This window comes from Dokdonella sp., from assembly GCF_035703485.1.
Classification (GTDB): domain Bacteria; phylum Pseudomonadota; class Gammaproteobacteria; order Xanthomonadales; family Rhodanobacteraceae; genus Dokdonella.
The window spans coordinates 1-19,816 of the sequence record NZ_DASSYD010000016.1 but is presented as its reverse complement, the minus strand read 5'-3'; the positions used below and the strand labels follow the sequence as shown (position 1 = coordinate 19,816).

Annotated in this window: 16 protein-coding genes; 6 read left to right on the top strand and 10 right to left on the bottom strand. The window is 58.9% G+C overall.

All coding sequences use genetic code 11. From position 1 onward, the window contains the following. Positions 1–465: 465 nt before the first annotated feature. Together VFN25_RS01430 and VFN25_RS01425 are read right to left on the bottom strand one after the other, a co-directional pair. Positions 466–1,515: a hypothetical protein gene (locus VFN25_RS01430; RefSeq protein WP_325138045.1), complete on the bottom strand. Its 1,050-nt coding sequence runs from the start codon at positions 1,513–1,515 to the stop codon at positions 466–468. 198 nt (positions 1,516–1,713) lie between these two features. Beyond that, a complete protein-coding gene (locus VFN25_RS01425; RefSeq protein ID WP_325138044.1) occupies positions 1,714–2,604 on the bottom strand; it encodes an Hsp33 family molecular chaperone HslO in 891 nt (296 codons plus the stop codon). 417 nt (positions 2,605–3,021) lie between these two features. Here VFN25_RS01425 and VFN25_RS01420 point away from each other — a divergent pair, with 417 nt between their 5' ends. The 3 genes from VFN25_RS01420 (at position 3,022) to VFN25_RS01410 (ending at position 8,215) form a co-directional block, all read left to right on the top strand. Then, positions 3,022–6,573 (top strand): S8 family serine peptidase, encoded by a 3,552-nt coding sequence (locus VFN25_RS01420; protein WP_325138042.1) that lies wholly within the window; start codon positions 3,022–3,024, stop codon positions 6,571–6,573. Positions 6,574–6,648: 75 nt separating this feature from the next. Beyond that, entirely contained in the window at positions 6,649–7,374 is a 726-nt protein-coding gene (mtgA, locus tag VFN25_RS01415) for a monofunctional biosynthetic peptidoglycan transglycosylase (protein ID WP_325138040.1), read from the top strand. 190 nt (positions 7,375–7,564) lie between these two features. Beyond that, a complete protein-coding gene (locus tag VFN25_RS01410) occupies positions 7,565–8,215 on the top strand; it encodes a putative 2OG-Fe(II) oxygenase (protein WP_325138038.1) in 651 nt (216 codons plus the stop codon). Positions 8,216–8,282: 67 nt separating this feature from the next. Here VFN25_RS01410 and VFN25_RS01405 read toward each other — a convergent pair whose 3' ends face one another. Then, positions 8,283–9,839 carry an oligopeptide:H+ symporter gene (locus VFN25_RS01405; protein ID WP_325138035.1) on the bottom strand — a complete coding sequence of 519 codons (1,557 nt, stop codon included), beginning with the start codon at positions 9,837–9,839 and terminating at the stop codon, positions 8,283–8,285. 433 nt (positions 9,840–10,272) lie between these two features. On the opposite strand from VFN25_RS01405, the gene VFN25_RS01400 reads away from it, so the two are divergent. After that, the gene (locus tag VFN25_RS01400) at positions 10,273–10,701 is read left to right on the top strand and encodes a CBS domain-containing protein (protein WP_325138034.1); all 429 of its coding nucleotides are present in this window, start codon (positions 10,273–10,275) and stop codon (positions 10,699–10,701) included. Here the strand turns inward: VFN25_RS01400 and maiA are convergent, their stop codons facing one another. The 4 genes from maiA to hppD form a co-directional block, all read right to left on the bottom strand. Continuing rightward, a complete protein-coding gene (gene maiA, locus VFN25_RS01395) occupies positions 10,702–11,373 on the bottom strand; it encodes a maleylacetoacetate isomerase (protein WP_325138032.1) in 672 nt (223 codons plus the stop codon). It lies immediately after the preceding gene. Positions 11,374–11,435: 62 nt separating this feature from the next. Beyond that, on the bottom strand, positions 11,436–12,425 hold the full coding sequence (locus VFN25_RS01390) for a fumarylacetoacetate hydrolase family protein (RefSeq protein WP_325138030.1): 990 nt from the start codon (positions 12,423–12,425) through the stop codon (positions 11,436–11,438). 24 nt (positions 12,426–12,449) lie between these two features. Next, entirely contained in the window at positions 12,450–13,757 is a 1,308-nt protein-coding gene (gene hmgA / locus VFN25_RS01385; protein WP_325138028.1) for a homogentisate 1,2-dioxygenase, read from the bottom strand. A gap of 46 nt (positions 13,758–13,803) precedes the next feature. Next, positions 13,804–14,901, bottom strand: a complete 1,098-nt coding sequence (gene hppD, locus VFN25_RS01380) for a 4-hydroxyphenylpyruvate dioxygenase (RefSeq protein WP_325138026.1) — start codon at positions 14,899–14,901, stop codon at positions 13,804–13,806. Positions 14,902–14,985: 84 nt separating this feature from the next. Here hppD and VFN25_RS01375 point away from each other — a divergent pair, with 84 nt between their 5' ends. After that, entirely contained in the window at positions 14,986–15,441 is a 456-nt protein-coding gene (locus VFN25_RS01375) for a MarR family winged helix-turn-helix transcriptional regulator (RefSeq protein ID WP_325138024.1), read from the top strand. 182 nt (positions 15,442–15,623) lie between these two features. Here the strand turns inward: VFN25_RS01375 and VFN25_RS01370 are convergent, their stop codons facing one another. The 3 genes from VFN25_RS01370 to VFN25_RS01360 form a co-directional block, all read right to left on the bottom strand. After that, positions 15,624–17,138, bottom strand: coding sequence for a peptide MFS transporter (locus tag VFN25_RS01370; RefSeq protein WP_325138022.1), 1,515 nt, complete (start codon positions 17,136–17,138; stop codon positions 15,624–15,626). A gap of 111 nt (positions 17,139–17,249) precedes the next feature. Continuing rightward, complete coding sequence (locus VFN25_RS01365) at positions 17,250–18,095, bottom strand: tryptophan 2,3-dioxygenase (RefSeq protein WP_325138019.1); 846 nt, start codon at positions 18,093–18,095, stop codon at positions 17,250–17,252. A gap of 123 nt (positions 18,096–18,218) precedes the next feature. Then, positions 18,219–18,641 carry a hypothetical protein gene (locus VFN25_RS01360; protein WP_325138017.1) on the bottom strand — a complete coding sequence of 141 codons (423 nt, stop codon included), beginning with the start codon at positions 18,639–18,641 and terminating at the stop codon, positions 18,219–18,221. Positions 18,642–18,711: 70 nt separating this feature from the next. Here VFN25_RS01360 and pdhA point away from each other — a divergent pair, with 70 nt between their 5' ends. After that, entirely contained in the window at positions 18,712–19,788 is a 1,077-nt protein-coding gene (gene pdhA / locus VFN25_RS01355; RefSeq protein ID WP_325138015.1) for a pyruvate dehydrogenase (acetyl-transferring) E1 component subunit alpha, read from the top strand. Positions 19,789–19,816 lie beyond the last annotated feature (28 nt).

The following is a 19,816-nucleotide window of genomic DNA, read 5'->3' as shown; positions in this document are numbered from 1 at the left end:
CCGGTTGCTCTCCACCCCGCCTCTCAGCGACGCAGTTACCTTCAACTACGAGGCCTGTGGCTTGCCCCGACGCGGATTTACACCGCGCTGATACGACGCCCTCACGGGCGCACTCGCCCCTGCGCAGGCAGGGGCCCAGTGCCTTTGCTTTGGTTTTTGATGCGCTTTTGCCTAGCTGCTGAAGAAAGTGCAAAAGCGATGGGGCGCTGGGCCACTGCCTGCGCTGGAGCGACGGTAGATTGGTGTGCGAGGACTAATGGTGCTAGTCGTGAGTACGCGCGATGATCGCGCAGGACATTGGATTCACGCGGCTTGTTGCGATTGAGGCCGTAGCAGGGACTATCGCCGAGTGAGCGAAAAGTCGTGTGGATTCAATGGACAAGCGAGGGCGTGGGTCCTTCATGAATAGTCCGGGCTAGTAGCGGGGGTCGCAATCTGTGCGAGCTCGCAGCGACTGGCTTCTACTCAGAGATCCTGACGATATTGCACGTAGGGCATACGTGCCTTGCTCGCATTGGCATCGTGAGCGGATGCGGGATCGAGCGGTGCGGACCAGAGGTTTTGTGCGCCAACCGTGACCTCACCGCGCCAAGGCGTACGCCAGGACACGCCGAGATCCAGTCCGCCCCAGCGACGGCTGCCGATGACGCCGGGTTCATCAAGGCTGCTGATACGACCCACGATACTTCCACGCAGCGAGCCGCTGGCAAGTCCGAGCCCCAGCGAAGCCTGATTCAGATCGAGGTTCGATCCGGATAGTCCGTACCAGATTGGCGACAACTCGGCTTGCCCAAGCGCGGCGGTCAGATCAACTACGGTGCCCTGGGCCGATTGCCAGGAGCCACGCGCACTGAGGCTGTGTGCTGAATCAAGCCGGTAGTTGGCCATATCGGGAAATTCAAGCAGCCCCAGATCTATCGGCGAGGAAACGGACACGGAGTGGGCCAGAATCGGCAATTGGCTGTCGCCCCCATCCAGCCAGGACAGGCCGAACGAGAAATCTACATTTCCACTGATCGCCGGAGTCCAGCCGAATCCGGCTCGCGCAGAGAGCGCCGAGTTGCCAGCAATAACCGGCTGATCGCCAAGACAGACCTCGAACGCGCAGTTGGCCTGGCTGGAAACACCGTAGGAGATCGGGGAGACGACCTGACCAAGGGTCAAATCAGCGCGCATTTCCTGGCCAATGCGCAAACGCAAGCCTGCCGAGAAAAGATCCGTGGCATCAACGACGCGCAAATCCGAAACTCCGCCAAATGCGGGAGATGGCGGCAAGACGGGGGCGCCGGAGCCTTTCGACAGCGCAACAATCGCCAGCAAGCGGCCATCCGGACTCGCCCACAACGGAACTACCTGGCTGCTGGTGCCACTCAGTGGCGAATTGACCTCGACCGAAAGCAGGCGATCAAACATCGGCCGCTGCGCATCAACCAAAGGTGCAGGAACAGCTCGCTGCGCTGCGGCATCGACCGACAGCATCAGAGAAAGCACGACGATGGCAAGACGCAACAACATCAGGTCATTCCATTAGGTAAGTATCTGCTGACCTCATGCGAGCGCTCCGAGTTCCACTCGAAGCCTGCTCAGCCAATTTGTCGGCAGCGGGAGTGAGTGTACGCCATTTCACGAAAAACAAACAGTCCACAGCGTCTCAACTTTTACCGCCAAGCGGTTGAATTTCAGAACTTTCGGGCACCGCACCCAGCTTGTTGCCTATTGACTGCGCGGACTGCCCGGGGCTTGCGGGAGATCGGCAAACAGACCGGTTATATCCACCGAATCGAAGCGGTAGCGGCGATTGCAGAATTCGCAGGTGATTTCCAGCTGATTCTCCTCTCCCAATGCGCCCATGGCTTCTTCGCGACCGAGTGAGCGCAACATGCCGAGCACACGCTCGGGCGAGCAACTGCACTCAAAGCGCAAGGCCCGTCCCGGCTGCAGAATGACTCCTTCTTCATGGAACAGCCTGAACAGCAAGGTCTCGACCGGAAGATCCAGCAACTCTGCTTCACTTAGTGTCGCCAGCAGATGGCCGACCCGGCCCCAGGCATCATCGTCGGCAACCTGCTCGCTGCCACCGACATCGGCAATTTTCTGCAGCATGATGCCGGCACAGCGGCCTTCGCGCTGAACCAGCATGAGTCGGGTCGGCAACTGTTCCGATCGCTCGAAGTAGCCTTCGAAGGCCGTGGCCAGGTTCTCCGACGCAACCGCCACCAGGCCCTGATAGCGACTGTCGGTTTGCTGGTTTTCGATGGTGATTGCGAGCCTGGCATCGTCTGCAGACAAGTTGACGGCACAATCACTTGTCTCTCCATCGGATCGGGCGATCCCGCGCAATCCACCATCATGCGTACATTCGGCGAACAGCAGGTTCAGTGCACCGGCATTGCGCAACTGGATCGAGAGACGACCTTCGAATTTCAGCGCGCTTGCAAACAGGGCGCTGGCGACGAGTGATTCGCCGAGCATGGCTTTGATTCCGGCGGCGTAGTCGGCGTGAGCCAGGATGGCTTCCCAACTCGCTTCGAGCCGGACCAGGCTGCCGCGAACACCGCCCTGAGCCAACTGGAATGTATGCAACATGTCACTGGAGGCTTTCATGGGTTTCACTCTTGTATGTGGTTTGATCTTGCAGCCTGTCGGACCTTGTCGGTTTGACAGACTGTAAAACGTGCATCCAACCGGGATTTTCCCTTCTCCCCTCGGCAGAAGGTGCCGAAGGCGGATGAGGCTACGAGCGTAGAATTGGCTGATAGCGCGCAGCGGTCCCTCGATCGACGCTTCGCGTCACCTTCCCGCCCCGAGGACGGAAAAGGCCCGCATCCGAGAGGCAAGCAGATGCGGCCGGATCGCCACCTTGCAAGGACAAGGCAATCAGAAACCAGCTCCATCTGAAGGCGGTAGCCACACCACTTTCCATCATGCAGTATTGCGGACCGATGCTTTCTCCGGGAGGGGGGAAGCCAATGACAGGGATTGCGTTGACCTACTCACTGGACCCCACAGGAGAACGATTTTATGACCCCTACTTTCCGCCGTCGTGCGCTGGCAAGCGCTCTGGCACTTGCATTGACCCAAGCCTCGGCTGCCACGATTGATCAGCGAACCGCCGTGCCCGCACAGCGCGTCGACGCCGCCACAATTGCGGCAGCAGCCACCAATCCCGACCTTATCATCCTGCGCGCCGGAATCTTCGACCCCGCCAGCCAACGCTTGAACGCGCGGCTGAGTGGTGCCGCCGACACGCTGAGTTCGAGTTACGCCATCGTCCAGTTTCACGGCCCCGACCTTGCCAGCGGCAGAACGGCACTGGAGACGAAAGGCGCGACAATTCTCGGCTACATTCCGAATAATGCATATTTTGTAAAGCTAAACAACGTCAGTCTGGACGCAATCAAGCATAGCGCTGGTGTGCGCAGTGCCGAGCTCTATGCGGCCAGTTACAAGGTCGATCCACGACTCTGGCAGGATGCTCGTCATTTGCTTCTGCAGCAGTCGCCTGAGGATGTTTCCGATTCACAGGAGGTCATGGATATTGTTGATGTCCGCGGCTTCAAGGGTGAATCATCGGCTCAGATCGAAGCGGGTTTGCGCAAACTCGTGCCTGGCGTTCGCATCACCAGCCGCAGCCGACGTGTCGACGCAACACCCTACGTTCACGCCGGTGTGCCACGTGAACAACTTGACCAGCTCCTGCATGCCGCCAGTCTGCTCGACAGCGTCGCCTACATCGAGCCGTGGTTGCCGACAACGGTGAACAACGCGGCATCGGTCGGTGCAATCCAGGGCAATTTGCTTGGTAATTGCAGCGGCAATGGCGCCGCCTGCGGACCGACGCCGATCTGGGATCACGGCATTATCGGCAGTGGGCAGATCGTCGCCGTCGCCGACTCTGGCACATCACCATGGGTGGCCAACTTCACGACGCTCAACAAGGGCAGTGGCCCGCTGACCCAGATCACCTTGTCGGACAATCCGCCGCCAGTACTTCCGGCGATCGGCAACACCTATCCGGATCGCAAGATCTTCGCCTACTGGCTGCAGCCAAGCCTGGGCGGGGTTGGTCCTGTGGACTATGACTACACCTCCGGGCATGGAACGCACACGTCCGGAACCGTGCTTGGCGACGTTGCTGGAACGTTCACCAGCGGCACCTATCTCGCCTCGACGCCGAGTGCCGCCAATCATGAGCTTGCCGACGGCATGGCGCCGAACGCACAGCTCCTGATGCAAGATATCGGCGGCACATCATCAACGTCGGTCTACGTCAGCGATTTCGCCGGCACCCTTGACCAGGCCTATGCCGGCGGCGCACGCATTCACAGCAATAGCTGGGGTTCTTCGACGGCAGGCATCTACTCAAGCAACGATTCCGAAGCTGACGCCACAAGCTGGCTCAATGAAGACATGCTGATCGTTGTTTCCGCCGGCAATGATGATCCTGGTCCGGTGCAAACGGGCTCTCCAAGCAATGCCAAAAATGTCTTGTCAGTCGCCGCACTCGGCCATGCCGGCAGCACCGTTGTCGCCGGTTATTCCAATCGTGGCCCGGCGGCCGACGGGCGGCAGAAGCCGGATATCGCGGCTCCAGGCTCAGCGGTGCAGTCGGCCAGGAATACTTCCAGCTTCAGCTCGGTTCCGGTCTTCACCAATCCGGTTGCGTTCAGCGGCACGTCGATGGCAGCACCGACGATCAGCGGCAATGCCGCGCTGGTTCGTCAGTACTTTGCCGATGGTTTCTATCCGCGCGGCATCAAGACAGCGGCCGACGCCTACAACCCGAGCGGCATGATGCTCAAGGCGGTGTTGTTGAATGGCACCAATCCGCTTGGCGCACCGAATTGGCCGAACTCGGCTTCCGGCTGGGGCCGTGCCTGGCTGGACGGCAATCTCTGGTTCAAATCAACCCTGGCCGGAGGCGATGACAGCCGCCGCCTGCGCATGTTCGAGCGCACCCAGGCGGCTGGCATGAAAACCGGCGAGGTCAAGGAATACACGATCAACAACGTTGCCGGCAACGCCGAGTTGCGCGTGACCCTGACCTGGTTCGATCCCGAGGCCGCCGGTGGCGCAGGTATGGCCCTGATCAACAATCTCGATCTGGAGGTGGTTGCGCCGAATGCCTCGGTCTACAAAGGCAACGTGTTTGCATCCGGCGTATCGATTACCGGCGGAGCGGCCGACGCTCGTGACTCCGTTGAGCAAGTGCGCCTGACCAACCCGCAACCCGGCGCCTACACGATTCGGGTCAAGGCAACGTCGGTACCCGGCAATGGCCGACCGCAGTCCGACACCCAGGGCTATGCGGTTGTCGCATCGGGTGCTTTCGCGATGCCGGATCCGGCTCCGCTTGCCGCGCCGACTGCGATCAGCGTTTCAAGCAATGATGCCAGCGGCATTGCAGTCAGTTTCAGCGCCGCTGCTGCGCAGCGTTTTCAGCTCTATCGGGCCGATGGGACCTGTGCCACAGCAGCCGCCGGTGATTTCAGGCTGGTTTCCGATTCGGGCTCCTCGCCGGTCATCGACGACAAGTCCCAGGGCGGCAAATCCTATGCCTACAAGGTCCGTGGCGTCGCGGGTGACGTGGAAGGCAACGTCTCCACCTGTGTCGACGTCGTTTCGGCTGACGACTGCACCTTGCAGCCGGTAATCCAGAGCGCGTCGCTGAATGTCGATGGAGCGAACAATACCTGCAGCAATGAACTGAGCTGGCAGGCCGGTACGGCAACATGTCCGGCATCGAGTGGCATGAGCTACACCGTGTATCGCTCATCCGATCCGTTCATGGCGGGTGCCACGGCCATTGCTTCCGGTATCCCGACCACGAACTACAGTGATACCGCCGTGCAAAACGGCCATGCCTACTATTACCGCTTCGACGCCGAGGACAGCTTCGGCAACGCATCACCATTGTCCGCAGTGGTCGGTGCAACGCCGACCAGCGCGCTCGGCCCCGATCCGGATCCGTTTGTTGACAATGTTGACAATGCCACCTATCTCGTCGCCGAATCACCGTGGGCAATCAGCAGCATCACGGCCGCCAATGGCAACTTGAGCTACCACACCGGTGGACAAGGGTCGAACTACCCTGACCTGACCTGTGCAAGCATTGAAACGCCGTCTTTGACCCTCGGCAGCAACGCTCAACTGACCTTCGCAGCCAGGTACAACTTCGAGTTTGGCTGGGATGGCGTGGTCACCGAAATCTCGACCAATGGGGGTGCATCCTGGACCGACCTGCCGCCTGCCGGTGGCTATCCGACCGTGTTCAACACCGGGCAGCCGAGTCCGATCAATGCCTGTGGCTTCGCCGAAGGCAAGGGCATCTACAGCGGTGTCAGCACGGCCGCTTCGAACGCCGATCCGGACAACGACAACGCCACAGCGGTGTTCAAGCCATTCAGCGCCGACCTGTCCAGCTACTCAGGCCAGACGGTCAAGATTCGCTGGCGCATGTCGTCTGATCCGGGCTTGAACTACTCGGGCATGTTCCTCGACCAGGTGCGGATCGGCAACGCGGATTCGATCTTCGAGAACTCGTTCGATTTTTCGAACTACATGTGTCAGTAGCCAAACCGTTCCATCGTTGAATCCAGCGGGCGCAGTTGATCGCGCCCGTTTTCTTTTCAATGGCACAATCAGGGCATGCCCCGAAAACAGAAAGCGCAACGAAGATCCCTGCTCCGCCGAGTGTTTCGCTGGCTTGTCCTGGCTGCACTGATCTGGATTGTTGCCAGCATCCTGCTGGTGATCCTGTTTCGATTTGTTTCGCCACCGACATCGGCATTCATGCTTGAACGACGAATGGATGCTCTGCTCGACCAGCAGCATGACTTCACCCTGCACTACCGCTGGGTTCCGCTGAACAAGGTGTCATCGAATCTGCCGATCGCCCTGGTTGCTTCCGAAGACCAGAAATTTCCCGAGCACCACGGCTTCGATGTCGAGGCGATCCAGACCGCTCTTGCCGATGCCGAGGATGGCGCACGTCTGCGTGGTGCCAGCACGATCAGTCAGCAAGTCGCGAAAAACCTGTTTCTGTGGAATGGGCGAAGCTTCGTGCGCAAGGGTTTCGAGGCGTATTTCACCGTCCTGATCGAGGCGCTGTGGCCGAAGCAGCGCATCATCGAGGTCTATCTGAATATCGCCGAATTCGGCGATGGCATCTATGGTGTCGGCGCCGCCAGTGAGCGATTCTTCCAGACATCAGCACAGCAATTGAGCCCGCGTCAGAGCGCACTACTTGCGGCGGTCTTGCCGAACCCGAGAAAATTCCACGCGAATCGCCCGTCTGCCTACATTCTGCAGCGCGCCAGCTGGATTGAGCGCCAGGTGCGCCAATTGGGCGGGCCTGCTTACCTGGACAATTGATTGCACGCAGTCAATTTCGCCAGGGCAAGAATTTCATCCGATGGTGTTTTGTCGCGGTCCGGTGAAATTGCGTGGCCAACAGGGTATATGTGCTGAAAGGTTCCCAGCAGGCTTTTGCGGGCGACACGTCGTCTGCTTTCAGGCAGGCTGTGTCGATCGGGGCTCACCTATTCCGGATATCCAGATTGCCATGGAGAAGTTGTCGCTGTTTTCCGTTCCGGTCGTTCGTACCGGTTTTCCCAACCCAGACAAGCTCAATAGCGAATTGCGTGAATTGTTCCTTCAGCGCGAAGCCGAAGGCACGCGCTGGCGCAATCCGGCCCCGTCGATGAGCATCCAGAAAGGACTATTCGAAAGTCACTTTTCGCTGTTCACCTGGCCCGAGCCCTGCGTTCAACAATTGCACGAATTCTGCATGGTCAAGCTGTTTGATCTGGTCGGCGAAATGAATCGCTATTCGAGAGAGAGACTGCTCTCGCTCGAATCCCAGACGCATGCCTGGTTTCACATCACGCGCCGTGGTGGGCGTTTCAATGCGCATAGTCACCCGATGGCATCCTGGTCCGGTGTCTATTGCGTCAGTCCGGGCCAGAACGATGTCGACCAGCCAAAATCCGGTGTGTTGCATTTCCAGAATCCGCATCAGCAGGCGGGCATGTTTCAAGACCCGGCCAATTCGAACCTGATCGAAGACTACTCGCTGCAAGGCCGCAATTTCGCGCTCAAGGCCGGCGAGCTGGTGATGTTCCCCTCATGGCTGTTCCATGAGGTATTCCCGTTCCACGGCGAAGGTGAGCGCATCACGGTGGCATTCAACTGCTGGTTTCGCGAGCGCGAATGAAGGGCGATGGAGTGAATACGGCTTTGTCCGGATCGACTGGGGTGATCCGGACAAGCTTGAAGCTGCCCTACTCTTCCGAAGCAACCGTCGGAATGCCGCCGCCTGCGCCGGAATCTTCAATCACGGCTTCTGCGCTATGCGTGGCCGAGAGGCGTTTCATCAATGGCAGCACGGCAATCGCAATGACCGCGCAGACCAGCGCGGCAATGCCGAGCCGGTTGAACAGCGCGGTATAGATCGGCAGGGTCTGCAGCGGTTCGGTGATGTCCTGCGGCACGCTGGCATAGGTGGCGACGACGCCACCGAGATACTGTGAAACGCCCGAGGCGACATAGTAGGCACCCATCATGAAGCCGCCCATGCGCGCCGGCACATAGCGCGCGATCATGGCCAGTCCGAGCGCGCTGACCAGCAACTCGCCGAGCGAGATTGCACCATAGCCCCAGACCATCAGCCACGATGACACCTTGCCGGAACTGTCAGCGAAATGACCGGCCGCCCCATAGATGAAGAAACCGGCGGCGACGATGACAAAACCCAGAGCGAACTTGCCGGCGATCGACAAATCCTTCTTGTTGCGCCCAGCCACCGAATAGACCCAGGCGAGAATCGGGCTGAGAATGAAAATCCAGAGTGGATTGAAGGCCTGGAACTGTGCCGGTGACCAATCCCACAAGTGCGCCCCGAACACATTGAAGGCCGGATCGACATTGCGCAGGGCAAACAGATTCAGCGAAGTCGACATCTGCTGGTAGAAGATGAAATAAAACATCGTCTGCACGACCAGCACCAGCGCGGCAATCAGGCCCGCGCGTTCGCCACGCTGTCCGGTAGCGATCAACCAGGTGAAAATGCCAACGACCGTGATACCGGCGATATAGACAAAAGCCCGCGCAACGGCTTCATGCTCAAGAATATAGGCCGATGCGAAAACCGCGACGACGCCAAGAGCGAGGACGATACCGAGCTTGCCCCAATTGAGCGGCCGTGAATCGGGGTCGGAGCCGATGTGTGACATCGCCTTGCGCATGAGGAAATAGTTGGCCAGACCGAGGATCATGCCGACCGCGCAGACAGCGAACGCGACATGCCAGCCGAGCTCGTTGCCATAGTGCTCGTTGACATAGTCCTTGAGCCATGGCGTCAGCAACTGCGAGATCATCGCGCCCAGATTGACTGCCATGTAGTAGATGGTGAAGGCGCTGTCGATCTTCGAATCATCGCCTTCATAGATCTTGCGCACGAGGTTGCCGGCATTGGCCTTGAACAGGCCATTGCCGACCACCACCACGCCGAGTGCGCAGAACAGAAACCAGACACTCTCGCCCGGCACCACCATGAGGCCGTAGCCGATCGAAAGGATTGCCGCACCGAGCAACATCGTGCGCCGCGTGCCAAGAATCTTGTCGCCGATCCAGCCACCGATGGCAGGAGCCACGTAGATCAAGGCCGCCGCCGCGCCCCAGACCAGGGTTGCGCGTTCGTCGGCAAAACCGAGGCGCTGGACCATGTAATAGACGATCAACGCCTGCATGCCGTAGTAGCCGAAGCGTTCCCACATTTCGATCAGGAAGATCGTGGAGAACGACTTGGTCTGGCGATTCTTGGCGGCTGAGTCAATCATGATCGGCGTCTACCGGGTTCAGGAAAGGTCGCGAGCCTAGCGCAAAAGCGTGATTTTCGCTTGTGCAAACGCACATTGGATGCTCCGTGCGCATTGCATGTGAATCCGGCCAATCCGATTTGAAGCTCTGGCACCCCCATTGCCGCATTCGCGTGCACTTCAATCACACGTCTTCTTGCTCTTTTCGAAGTGTGGCGTTCGTGAACGATCGTGGACAGCGCTGATCAATTCATGAATGCGCGGGATGATCGCGCATCGGATTGAATTTGCGCCGCTTTTTGTGATTGAGGTCAAAGCGGAGACTATCGCCGAGGGAGCGAAAAGTCGGGAGGACTCCAGGGACAAACGAGGGCGCGTGTAATTCATGAATAGTCCGGGCTAGACTGGAGCCCCGCAATTTTCAGCGGACATCGACTTCCAGCGGAGACACGCCATGTTGCAGGTCAAGCACCTACTCGATGACAAGGGCCACGAAATCCTGGCCATTACACCGGATGCACCGGTTCTCGACGCGATCAAGACCATGGCCGAACGCAGGATCGGCGCGTTGCTGGTATTGAAGGGCGACGAGTTGGTCGGCATCGTCAGTGAACGTGATTACGCGCGCAATGTCGTGCTCAAGGGCCGCTCTTCTTCATCCACCCAGGTTTTCGAAATCATGGGTACCGAGATGATTACGGTGGGTCCTGATGACACGGTCGATCATTGCATGCGTCTGTGCACGAATGAACGCGTGCGTTATCTGCCCGTGGTCGATGGCGGCAAAACCATTGGCGTGCTGTCGCTTGGCGACCTGGTCAAGGCCGTTATCAGCCAGCAGACCGAACAGATCGAGCAATTGCAGCGTTATATCGCCGGCTGATCATTCCTTTCGATGCGGTGCATCAGCCTGATTTTCGGGTCGCGCCGCATCGAATGCGGGCAGACTCAGACACTGTTGCTCGATTCGTGAAATCACCGGAAACGGCTGCATGTCGACGGCGAAGCGGTGTGCATTGTAAATCTGCGGAATCAGGCACAGGTCCGCAAGGGTCGGCGTATCGCCATCGCAATAGAGCCCGGTCGAGGCACTTTCTCCGAGCATCTGCTCAAGCGCGCGAAATCCTTCGACGATCCAATGCCGGGTCCAGCGCTCGCGCTCGACCGCAGGCGTGCTGAATTCGCGCTCCAGAAACTGCATGACGCGCAGGTTGTTGAGCGGATGAATATCGCAGCCAACAACCTGGGCCAGGGCGCGCACGCGGGCCCGTTCGCGCACGGTCGAGGGCAGCAGGGGGTGCGACTCTGAGTAAGCCTCATCGAGATATTCGATGATTGCCATCGACTGACGATAAACCCGCGCACCATCGACAAGTGTCGGCACGATAGCCTGCGGATTGAGTTCGATATAGCTGGCCGCATGCTGCTCGCCACCGTTGTTGACGAGGTGAACCGGCACGATTTCATGATCGAGCTGCTTGAGGTTCAGCGCGATGCGCACGCGATACGCGGCGCTGGATCGCCAATAGCTGTAGAGCTTGATTCTATCTGACATGCGCATTCTCCCTTGATACACAGACGCCCCCTGTGGTCGTCTGCGTCAATCAGCAAGGGCGCTCAAGCCGGTGAGTACTTCTCCACGACCTGTTCGATCGAACCGAAGATCGAATGCCCTGCCTTGTCGGTGACATCGATTTTCACGCGGTCACCGAATTTGAGGAATGGCGTTTCCGGCTTGCCATCGCGCAGGGTTTCCACGGTGCGCTGCTCGGCCAGACAGGACGCCCCTTTCGATGTGTCCTCGTTGGCAATCGTACCTGATCCGACCAGGGTTCCGGCACTCAATGGCCGCGATTTCGCCACATGGGCGACGAGTTGAGCGAAATTGAACTGCATGTCGACACCGGCTTCGGCCTCGCCGAACCATTTACCGTTGATCCAGGTACGCATTGGCAGGTGCAGCTTGGAGTCCTTCCAGCTATCGCCGAGTTCGTCGGGCGTGACAAATACCGGTGACAGGGCCGAGCGCGGCTTCGATTGCAGAAAGCCAAAACCCTTGGCCAGTTCGCCAGGAATCAGTCCACGCAAGGAAACATCGTTGACCAGTCCGATCAACTGGATGTGAGCGGCGGCCTTTTCCGGCGATACGCCCATGGCGACATCGTCAGTGACGACAACAACTTCAGCTTCGAGATCAATGCCCCACTCCTCGCTGGCCGCGACAATCGGGTCGCGTGGCGCGAGGAAACCGGCACTGGTCGCCTGATACATCAGCGGGTCGGTGTAAAAGCTTTCCGGCACCTCCGCGCCACGCGCGCGACGCACGCGTTCGACGTGGGGCAGATAGGCACTGCCATCGACAAACTCGTAAGCGCGCGGCAGTGGCGAGGCCAGCTTGTCGACTTCGAGATCAAAAGCATTTGCGGCCTTGCCCGCTTGCAGATCCTCAAACAGCGCGTTCAAACGCGGGGCCGTGTTGCTCCAGTCCTCAAGGGCAACCTGCAGGGTCGCGGCGATCGCGCTTGCGCGTACACCACGGCTGAGATCACGGTTGACAACGATCAGCGTGCCATCACGGCCGCCTTCTTTCAGGCTTGCAAGTTTCATTTTGACTCGGAGTCCTTTTTGTTATCAGGGTTTCTGCGAATTGAAGTGCTTCTGCAAACCCTGCCAGCATTCAAAATAGTTGTGATGGAGCTGGCTGGATTCGAGGGCCTGGCGGGTCGGATGAATCACCGCGCGGGTCTCGAACATGAAGGCCATCGTATCGACGATGTGATCCGGTTGCGAGGTATCGGCATGACTGGCCTTTTCAAAGCTCGCCGCATCGGGGCCGTGACCCGTCATGCAATTGTGCAGGCTGCTGCCGCCAGGGACAAAACCACCGGCCTTGGCATCGTAGGCACCATGGATCAGGCCCATGTATTCGCTGGCGATATTGCGATGGAACCACGGCGGGCGGAAGGTGTTTTCGGCGCACAGCCAACGCGGCGGGAAGATCGCAAAATCGATATTGGCCGTGCCCGGCGTATCACTGGCCGAGGTCAGCACGGTAAAGATGGATGGATCGGGATGGTCGTAGCTGATCGAGCCGATGGTGTTGAAGCGGCGCAGGTCATACCGATACGGCGCGTTGTTGCCGTGCCAGGCAACGACATCGAGTGGCGAATGGCCAATCGCGGCACGCCACAATCGACCCTGGTATTTGGTCAGCAGTTCGAAATCGCCTTCAAGATCCTCGTAGTGCGCAAGCGGCGTCTCGAAATCACGCGGATTGGCCAGGCCATTCGAGCCAATCGGGCCGAGATCGGGCAGGCGCAACGCGCTGCCGAAGTTCTCGGCGACATAGCCACGCGACTCACCATCTGGCAGATCGACACGGAAGCGGATACCCCGCGGAATCACCGCGATTTGCTGCGGCTCGATTTCGATTACACCCAGTTCGGTGGCGAGGATGATTCGGCCTTGTTGCGGCACAAACACCATCTCGCCGTCGGCGTTGCAGAAATAGCGGCCCTGCATTGAACGATTGGCGGTGTAGTGATGGATGCCGATGCCCGCTTGCGCAGCGGCTCCGCCATTGCCCGCCATGGTCTGCAACCCATCGATGAAATCGGTCGGTGCAGACGGAATCGGCAAGGGATCCCAGCGCAACGGGTTGGGTGTCGACGGAACCTCATCGAAGCGATTGTGAAAGCGCGTGGATTCGACAAGTTCGAACGGCTTGTGGACCGCTGCCGGGCGGATCCGATAGAGCCAGCTGCGCCGATTCTGCGACCGCGGCGCGGTGAACGCCGTGCCGGTCAGTTGCTCGGCGTAGAGCCCATAGGCTGCCCGTTGCGGTGAATTGCGCCCGACCGGCAGGGCACCGGGCAAGGCTTCGGTGGCAAATTCGTTGCCGAAACCGGTCTGGTAGTTGATTTTGGCGTTGTCAGTCATCGTATTCGCTCAAAAGCCCTCTCCCGAGGGAAGAGGGAGCCAAGGCCTAGAGGACGCCGCGGCGCATCTGGTCGCGCTCGATGGATTCGAACAAGGCCTGGAAATTGCCTTCGCCGAAACCCGGATTGCCCTTGCGCTGGATGATCTCGAAGAAGATCGGTCCGATGCAGTTCTGGGTAAAGATCTGCAGCAACAGCTTCTTCTTTGTCTCCATGTCGGCATCGATGAGAATCTTGTTTTTGGCCATGCGCGGCACATCTTCGCCATGGTTCGGGATGCGCTCGTCAATCACCTCGTAGTAGGCATCCGGCGTATCGAGGAACTGGACACCTTCGGCACGCATTGCCTCAACCGTTGCATAGATGTCATCCGTGAAGCAGGCGATGTGCTGGATGCCTTCGCCCTTGTATTCATTGAGGTACTCGTTGATCTGCGATTTTTCATCGGAAGATTCGTTGAGCGGGATGCGCACCATGCCGTCGGGTGCCGTCATCGCCTTGGAGACCAGGCCGGTCTTGGCGCCCTTGATGTCGAAGTAGCGAATCTCGCGGAAGTTGAACAGGCGTTCGTAGTAATCCGACCACTTCTGCATGTTGCCGAAGTACAGATTGTGGGTCAGATGATCGATAAAGGTCAGGCCAAATCCCTTCGGGCTCTGGTCGGCTCCGGCGATCGGCTCATAATCCGCCGAGTAGATATTGCCGGCGTCGCCATATTGATCGACCAGATAGAGCATGCAGTCGCCGATACCCTTGACCACCGGCGCGTCGACGGCCTTGCTCGCCGCCTTGTGATCGATCGCCTCACCACCATTGGCGATGACTTTCGCGCAAACCTGATCGGCCGGCTGGCTGACCCGGATTGCAAAACCGCAGGCACTGGGGCCATGCGCCCTGGCGAAATCGGCAGCAAAGGAATCCGGATCTTCGTTGATCAGGAAGTTGACCGTACCCTGACGATAAACGGTAATGGGCCGATTCTTGTGCTTGAGAACCGCGCTGAATCCCATGCTGCGCAGGTACGCGTGCAGCTTCTGCGGCTCGGGCGAGGCGAACTCGACGAATTCAAAGCCATCGATTCCCATCGGGTTCTCGAACGTCGTAACCTCGATGCCGGTATTGGCGGATTGGAGTTGGGCGCTCATGTTGATTTCCTCGATTGCCGCGCGGACTGCGCACTGAACCCCTCATTTTAGTTACAATTGAAACCACCCGCAAGAGGCCTCGTCATGCCCGGTCATGCCCTGTTAGAACTTGAGTCCTTTCTCCCCTACCGACTATCGGTACTGTCGAACACCTTGAGCCAGGCCATCGCGAGGGTTTACGAGAAGCGTTTCGATCTGTCGGTGACCGAATGGCGGACCATGGCCGTACTCGGCTATCGCACCGATATTTCTGCACGCGAAGTCGCCGAGCGTACGGCGATGGACAAGGTTGCAATCAGTCGCGCCGTTGCCCGGCTTATGAAGAAAGGCCTGATCGAGCGCAATACATCACGTCACGACAAGCGCCAATCGATGCTGCGCTTGTCCGATGAGGGCTGGAAAATCTACGACCAGGTTGTGCCGCTGGCAATCGATCATGAAAAGCGCCTGCTCTCTCATCTGGATGTCGAGGAGCGCGAATGGTTGGCGCGGATTCTCGATACCTTGTGGAAGGCTGAATTGGATGAGGCGATGCGCTGACCCGCGATCGCGCGCGCTTTTGACGCCACTTTCCCGCGCTTTTCACGGCAGAAGCATTTGTATCCGATGCCTTTGCCGCGCGTGATGAAGAGCATCGCGACTGGAGCAGATGCAAAAAAGAAGGCGCGGGATCCGTCGCCGGATCCCGCGCCTGCAGTCATCTGCAGCTTCTCGACGAAGCGCTATTTTACGCCGTGCATGAGTTTGTTGATCAGCGGGGCGATCAGGAACAACAACACGCCAGCACCGAGCAGCAGCCAGAAGCTGAAGGTGAATCCGGATAGTGCGGACTGGACGGTCATGCCGGTTTCTCCGCTGACCTCACCGGCAAAGATACCGGACAGGTTGTTGCCGATCGCGGTGCTCAGGAACCAACCGCCCATGGCCAGGCCGACAACACGAATCGGCGCGAGCTTGGTCACCATCGACAAGCCAATTGGTGACAGGCACAACTCGCCAGCAGTTTGCAGCACATAGACCAGCACCAGCGGCCAGAACGGAATCAGGCCATCCGTACCGACCAGGTTCTTCAGCGCATACATCAGCACGAGGAAGGCGATTGCGTTGCCGAGCAAACCGAGGCCGAATTTGCGCGGAATCGAAGGCTCCATCTTCTTCTTGCCGAGATAACCCCAGATCAATGCAACGATCGGAGCGAGCAGAACGATGGCGAGCGGGTTGACCGACTGGAACCAGCCAACCGGAAACTCCCAGCCACCAAACATTTGTCGGTCGACAATGCCTTCGGCGAGGAAGTTGAACGAACTGCCGGCTTGCTCGAAGAACATCCAGAACAATACGTTGAACAAAAAGATGATCAGCATCGCGATGACGCGGTGAGTCTGCACCTTGCCTTCGCGGATGGCCTCGATCAGCAGCATGATCGCCAGACCGATAAACATCGTCGCCAGCAACCAGGCGAGGATCTCGGCACCAACCTTGTCGATCAGCAGATACACGATCGGCACCGCGACAGCCGCGCCGACGATCACCCCAAGCATGCTCCTGGTACCGTTGCGACCAGCCGGTGGCTCGCCGATCCCCTGCAACTGACGACGACCAAACCAGAACCAGAGGAAGCTGATGACCATGCCAATTCCGGTGGCGGCAAACACGATCTTGTAGTTTTGTTCCATCGGTGTGTCGGTGATGACGCTGGCCAGCCAGCCGGTCACCAGCGGAGCAACCAGGGCACCGGCATTGATGCCCATGTAGAAGATCGTGAAGCCGCGGTCACGACGATCATCGTCAACGGCATAGAGCTGACCGACCATGGTCGAGATATTCGGCTTGAACAAACCATTGCCGACAATGACCAGGGACAGACCAAGGACAAACAATTCCTTGTTCGGCAACATGATCGTGAACAGGCCGGCGGCCATGATCACTGCGCCAAGCAGAATCGATCGCTGGTAGCCGATGACCCTATCGGCGACATAGCCACCAAACAGGGCCGTTGCGTAGACCAGAGCGAGAAACGCGCCGTAGGTCCGGCTCGCATAGCCCTGGCCGGAAGCATCGCCAGCGAAGAACTCGGCGACGATGTACAGGGTCAGCGCCCAGCGCATGCCGTAGAACGCAAAGCGCTCCCAGAACTCGGTCATGAAGAGCATCCACAACGGTCGCGGATGGCCCATTCGGTCCTTGAATTGGTGGGGCGGCGGTGCGGGTGTTGCTGCGTCGGTAGCGCCGGTCATGCATTTCTCCGTGGATGAACAGTGAGTTAACCGGGCGAGGATCACCGACCACGGCCTTCGCCGTCAAATGATGATTGGAATGTTGCGACGCAACATCGATGATTCCGTGGCTCAGCTCCCGATTACCGTGCGTACCTCAAGCAATTCCGGGAAAAACGTCAGTTCCAGCGCCTTCTGCAGAAATCCGACGCCGGACGATCCACCGGTGCCACGCTTGTGGCCGATGATGCGCTCGACGGTTTTCATGTGGCGGAAACGCCAGAGCTGGAACGACTCTTCGACATCTACGAGTTGCTCGCAGAAGTGATAGTCCACCCAGAACTCTTCGGCGTTTTCGTAGATGCGTTTGAACACGGGCACCAGATCGGCACGGCGACGATGCGGCAACGACCAGTCGCGATCAACACAGTCGGCGGGGATCGCATGGCCGGCGCGGGCCAGATGGCGCAGGAACTCATCGTAGAGACTCGGCGCTTCGAGCGTCGCGCGAAGTTCCGCCTGTCGCTCGGGATCGTGATCAAACACGGCGAGCATGTCGGCGTTCTTGTTGCCGAGCAGGAATTCGATCATGCGGTACTGGAGTGACTGAAATCCGGAAGCCGGGCCGAGCACATGGCGAAACTCCTGGTACTCGGTCGGTGTCAAGGTTTCGAGCACGGCCCACTGTTCGAACAACTGGCGCTGGATTTGCTTGATCCGGGCCAGAATCTTCAGCGTCGAATCAATCTGATCAACTGATAGCAAGGCCACCGCAGCGCGCAGTTCGTGAATGACAAGCTTCATCCACAGTTCACTGACGTGATGCTGGACGATGAACAGCATCTCGTCGTGGTGCGGCGGGTCACTGATCGGCTTTTGCGCTGACAGCAGCGTATCCAGTTGCAGATAACCGCCGTAATTCTGGCGATCGCGCAGATCAACCTGGATGCCTTGTTCGAGTTCGCGACGGTTTTCCATTTCGAGTCATGTTTCCGCAAGGATCAAAGGAGCAAACTACCCGACGACTCAGACATTCGCCAGCGCCAACTCCGAACCCCATTTTGCTGCACTGATCCTTGCTTGTCTAAGCGGTGCTTGCTATCAATTAAGGCAACGCTGATCAAGTGGCGTAATCGTCATGGCGTTCAGCAGGTCTGCCAATCGTACTGCGTGGCGACGTGAAGGCTGGTTGCCTTGACAAGTCGCGCGGTGCGGCTGGCGGACCTGCTGAAAGTCACCTGTTTCAATCAGATACAATCGGTTAGGCGACACCTGTCTGCGCGCATCTCTTTGTTGCGCTGCCTTGAAGGACGGCCAGTCCATCTGCGTCAGCGCGCCGCGATCTGCACGCAGACAAGTGTCGTGACGATTACGCCACTTGATCAGCGTTGCCTTAACGTTGTTCGCGACAAGGGACACAGTACGGCGCAGTATCGAGCCATCCGGCACTGGATCCGGATTCCGCACGTTACGTTCGCACCGCCCCCAAGATCCGACAGGAATCCTGCCGGAACGCAGCGACATCGTTGAAACCTCCGGTCTGCGAAGACCCATACGCGCTGTCGTTGCGAAGCGCGGTCCAGTGGAGAATTCCGTGCCAATAGCCGCCTCGTTTGAAATCGAATACCTGCAGTACATGAACGCCGAAGGCAAGCTCGTTCGCGATGACTTGCCTGCGTTTGCCAAGGATGTCCGGCAACTGGTCAAGCTCTACAAGGAGATGCTCATGGTGCGCATCTTCGACGCCAAGGCGATCGCCTTGCAGCGTACCGGCAAGCTCGGCACCTACGCCCCCTGCCTGGGCCACGAGGCCACCTATCTGGCCATCGGCAGCGCAATGCAGGAAGACGATTGCTTCGCGCCGAGCTATCGCGAGTACGGCGTACAGTTTCATCGCGGCGTCAAACCGCGTGAGCTGCTGATGTATTGGGGCGGCGACGAACGTGGCAGCGACTTCTCCGGACCTGCCCACGATTTCGCCTGGTGCGTGCCGATCGGTACCCAATGTCTGCACGCCGCCGGTGCGGCGCTGGCATTCAAGACACGCAAGGAGCCCCGTGTGGCGGTGTGTACCGTCGGCGATGGCGGCTCGTCCAAGGCCGATTTCAACAGCGCCATCAATGTCGCTGGCGCGATGACCCTGCCGATGGTCGCCGTGATCGTCAACAACCAGTGGGCGATTTCGGTTCCGCGCAGTGCGCAGACCGGGGCCAGGACACTCGCGCAAAAAGGGATCGCCGCCGGCCTCGAATGCATTCAGGTCGATGGCAATGATCTGATCGCAATACGCACGGCAATGGATCATGCAATCAAGCGCGCCCGCCACGGCCACGGCGGCATGGTCATCGAGGCGGTCACCTATCGCCTGTCCGATCACACCACCGCTGATGACGCGCGTCGCTACCGCGACGAGCAGGAGGTCAAGGATGCCTGGGAACGCGAACCGCTACGGCGCATGAAGGCCTATCTGATGTCGCTCAATGCATGGACCGAGGAAGAAGAGGTCGCATTGAAGGAACAGTGCATGAAATATGTCGACGGAGAAGTCAACGCCTACCTTGAGACCCGGGCGCAGCCGATCGAAGCGATGTTCGACTACACCTATGCCGAACTTCCACCGGATCTCGCCGAACAACGCGAACAGGCGATCAGCTGGGAAAAGCGCGGCTGACGCCCCGCCTCCCGAAAAGTTGCGCAAC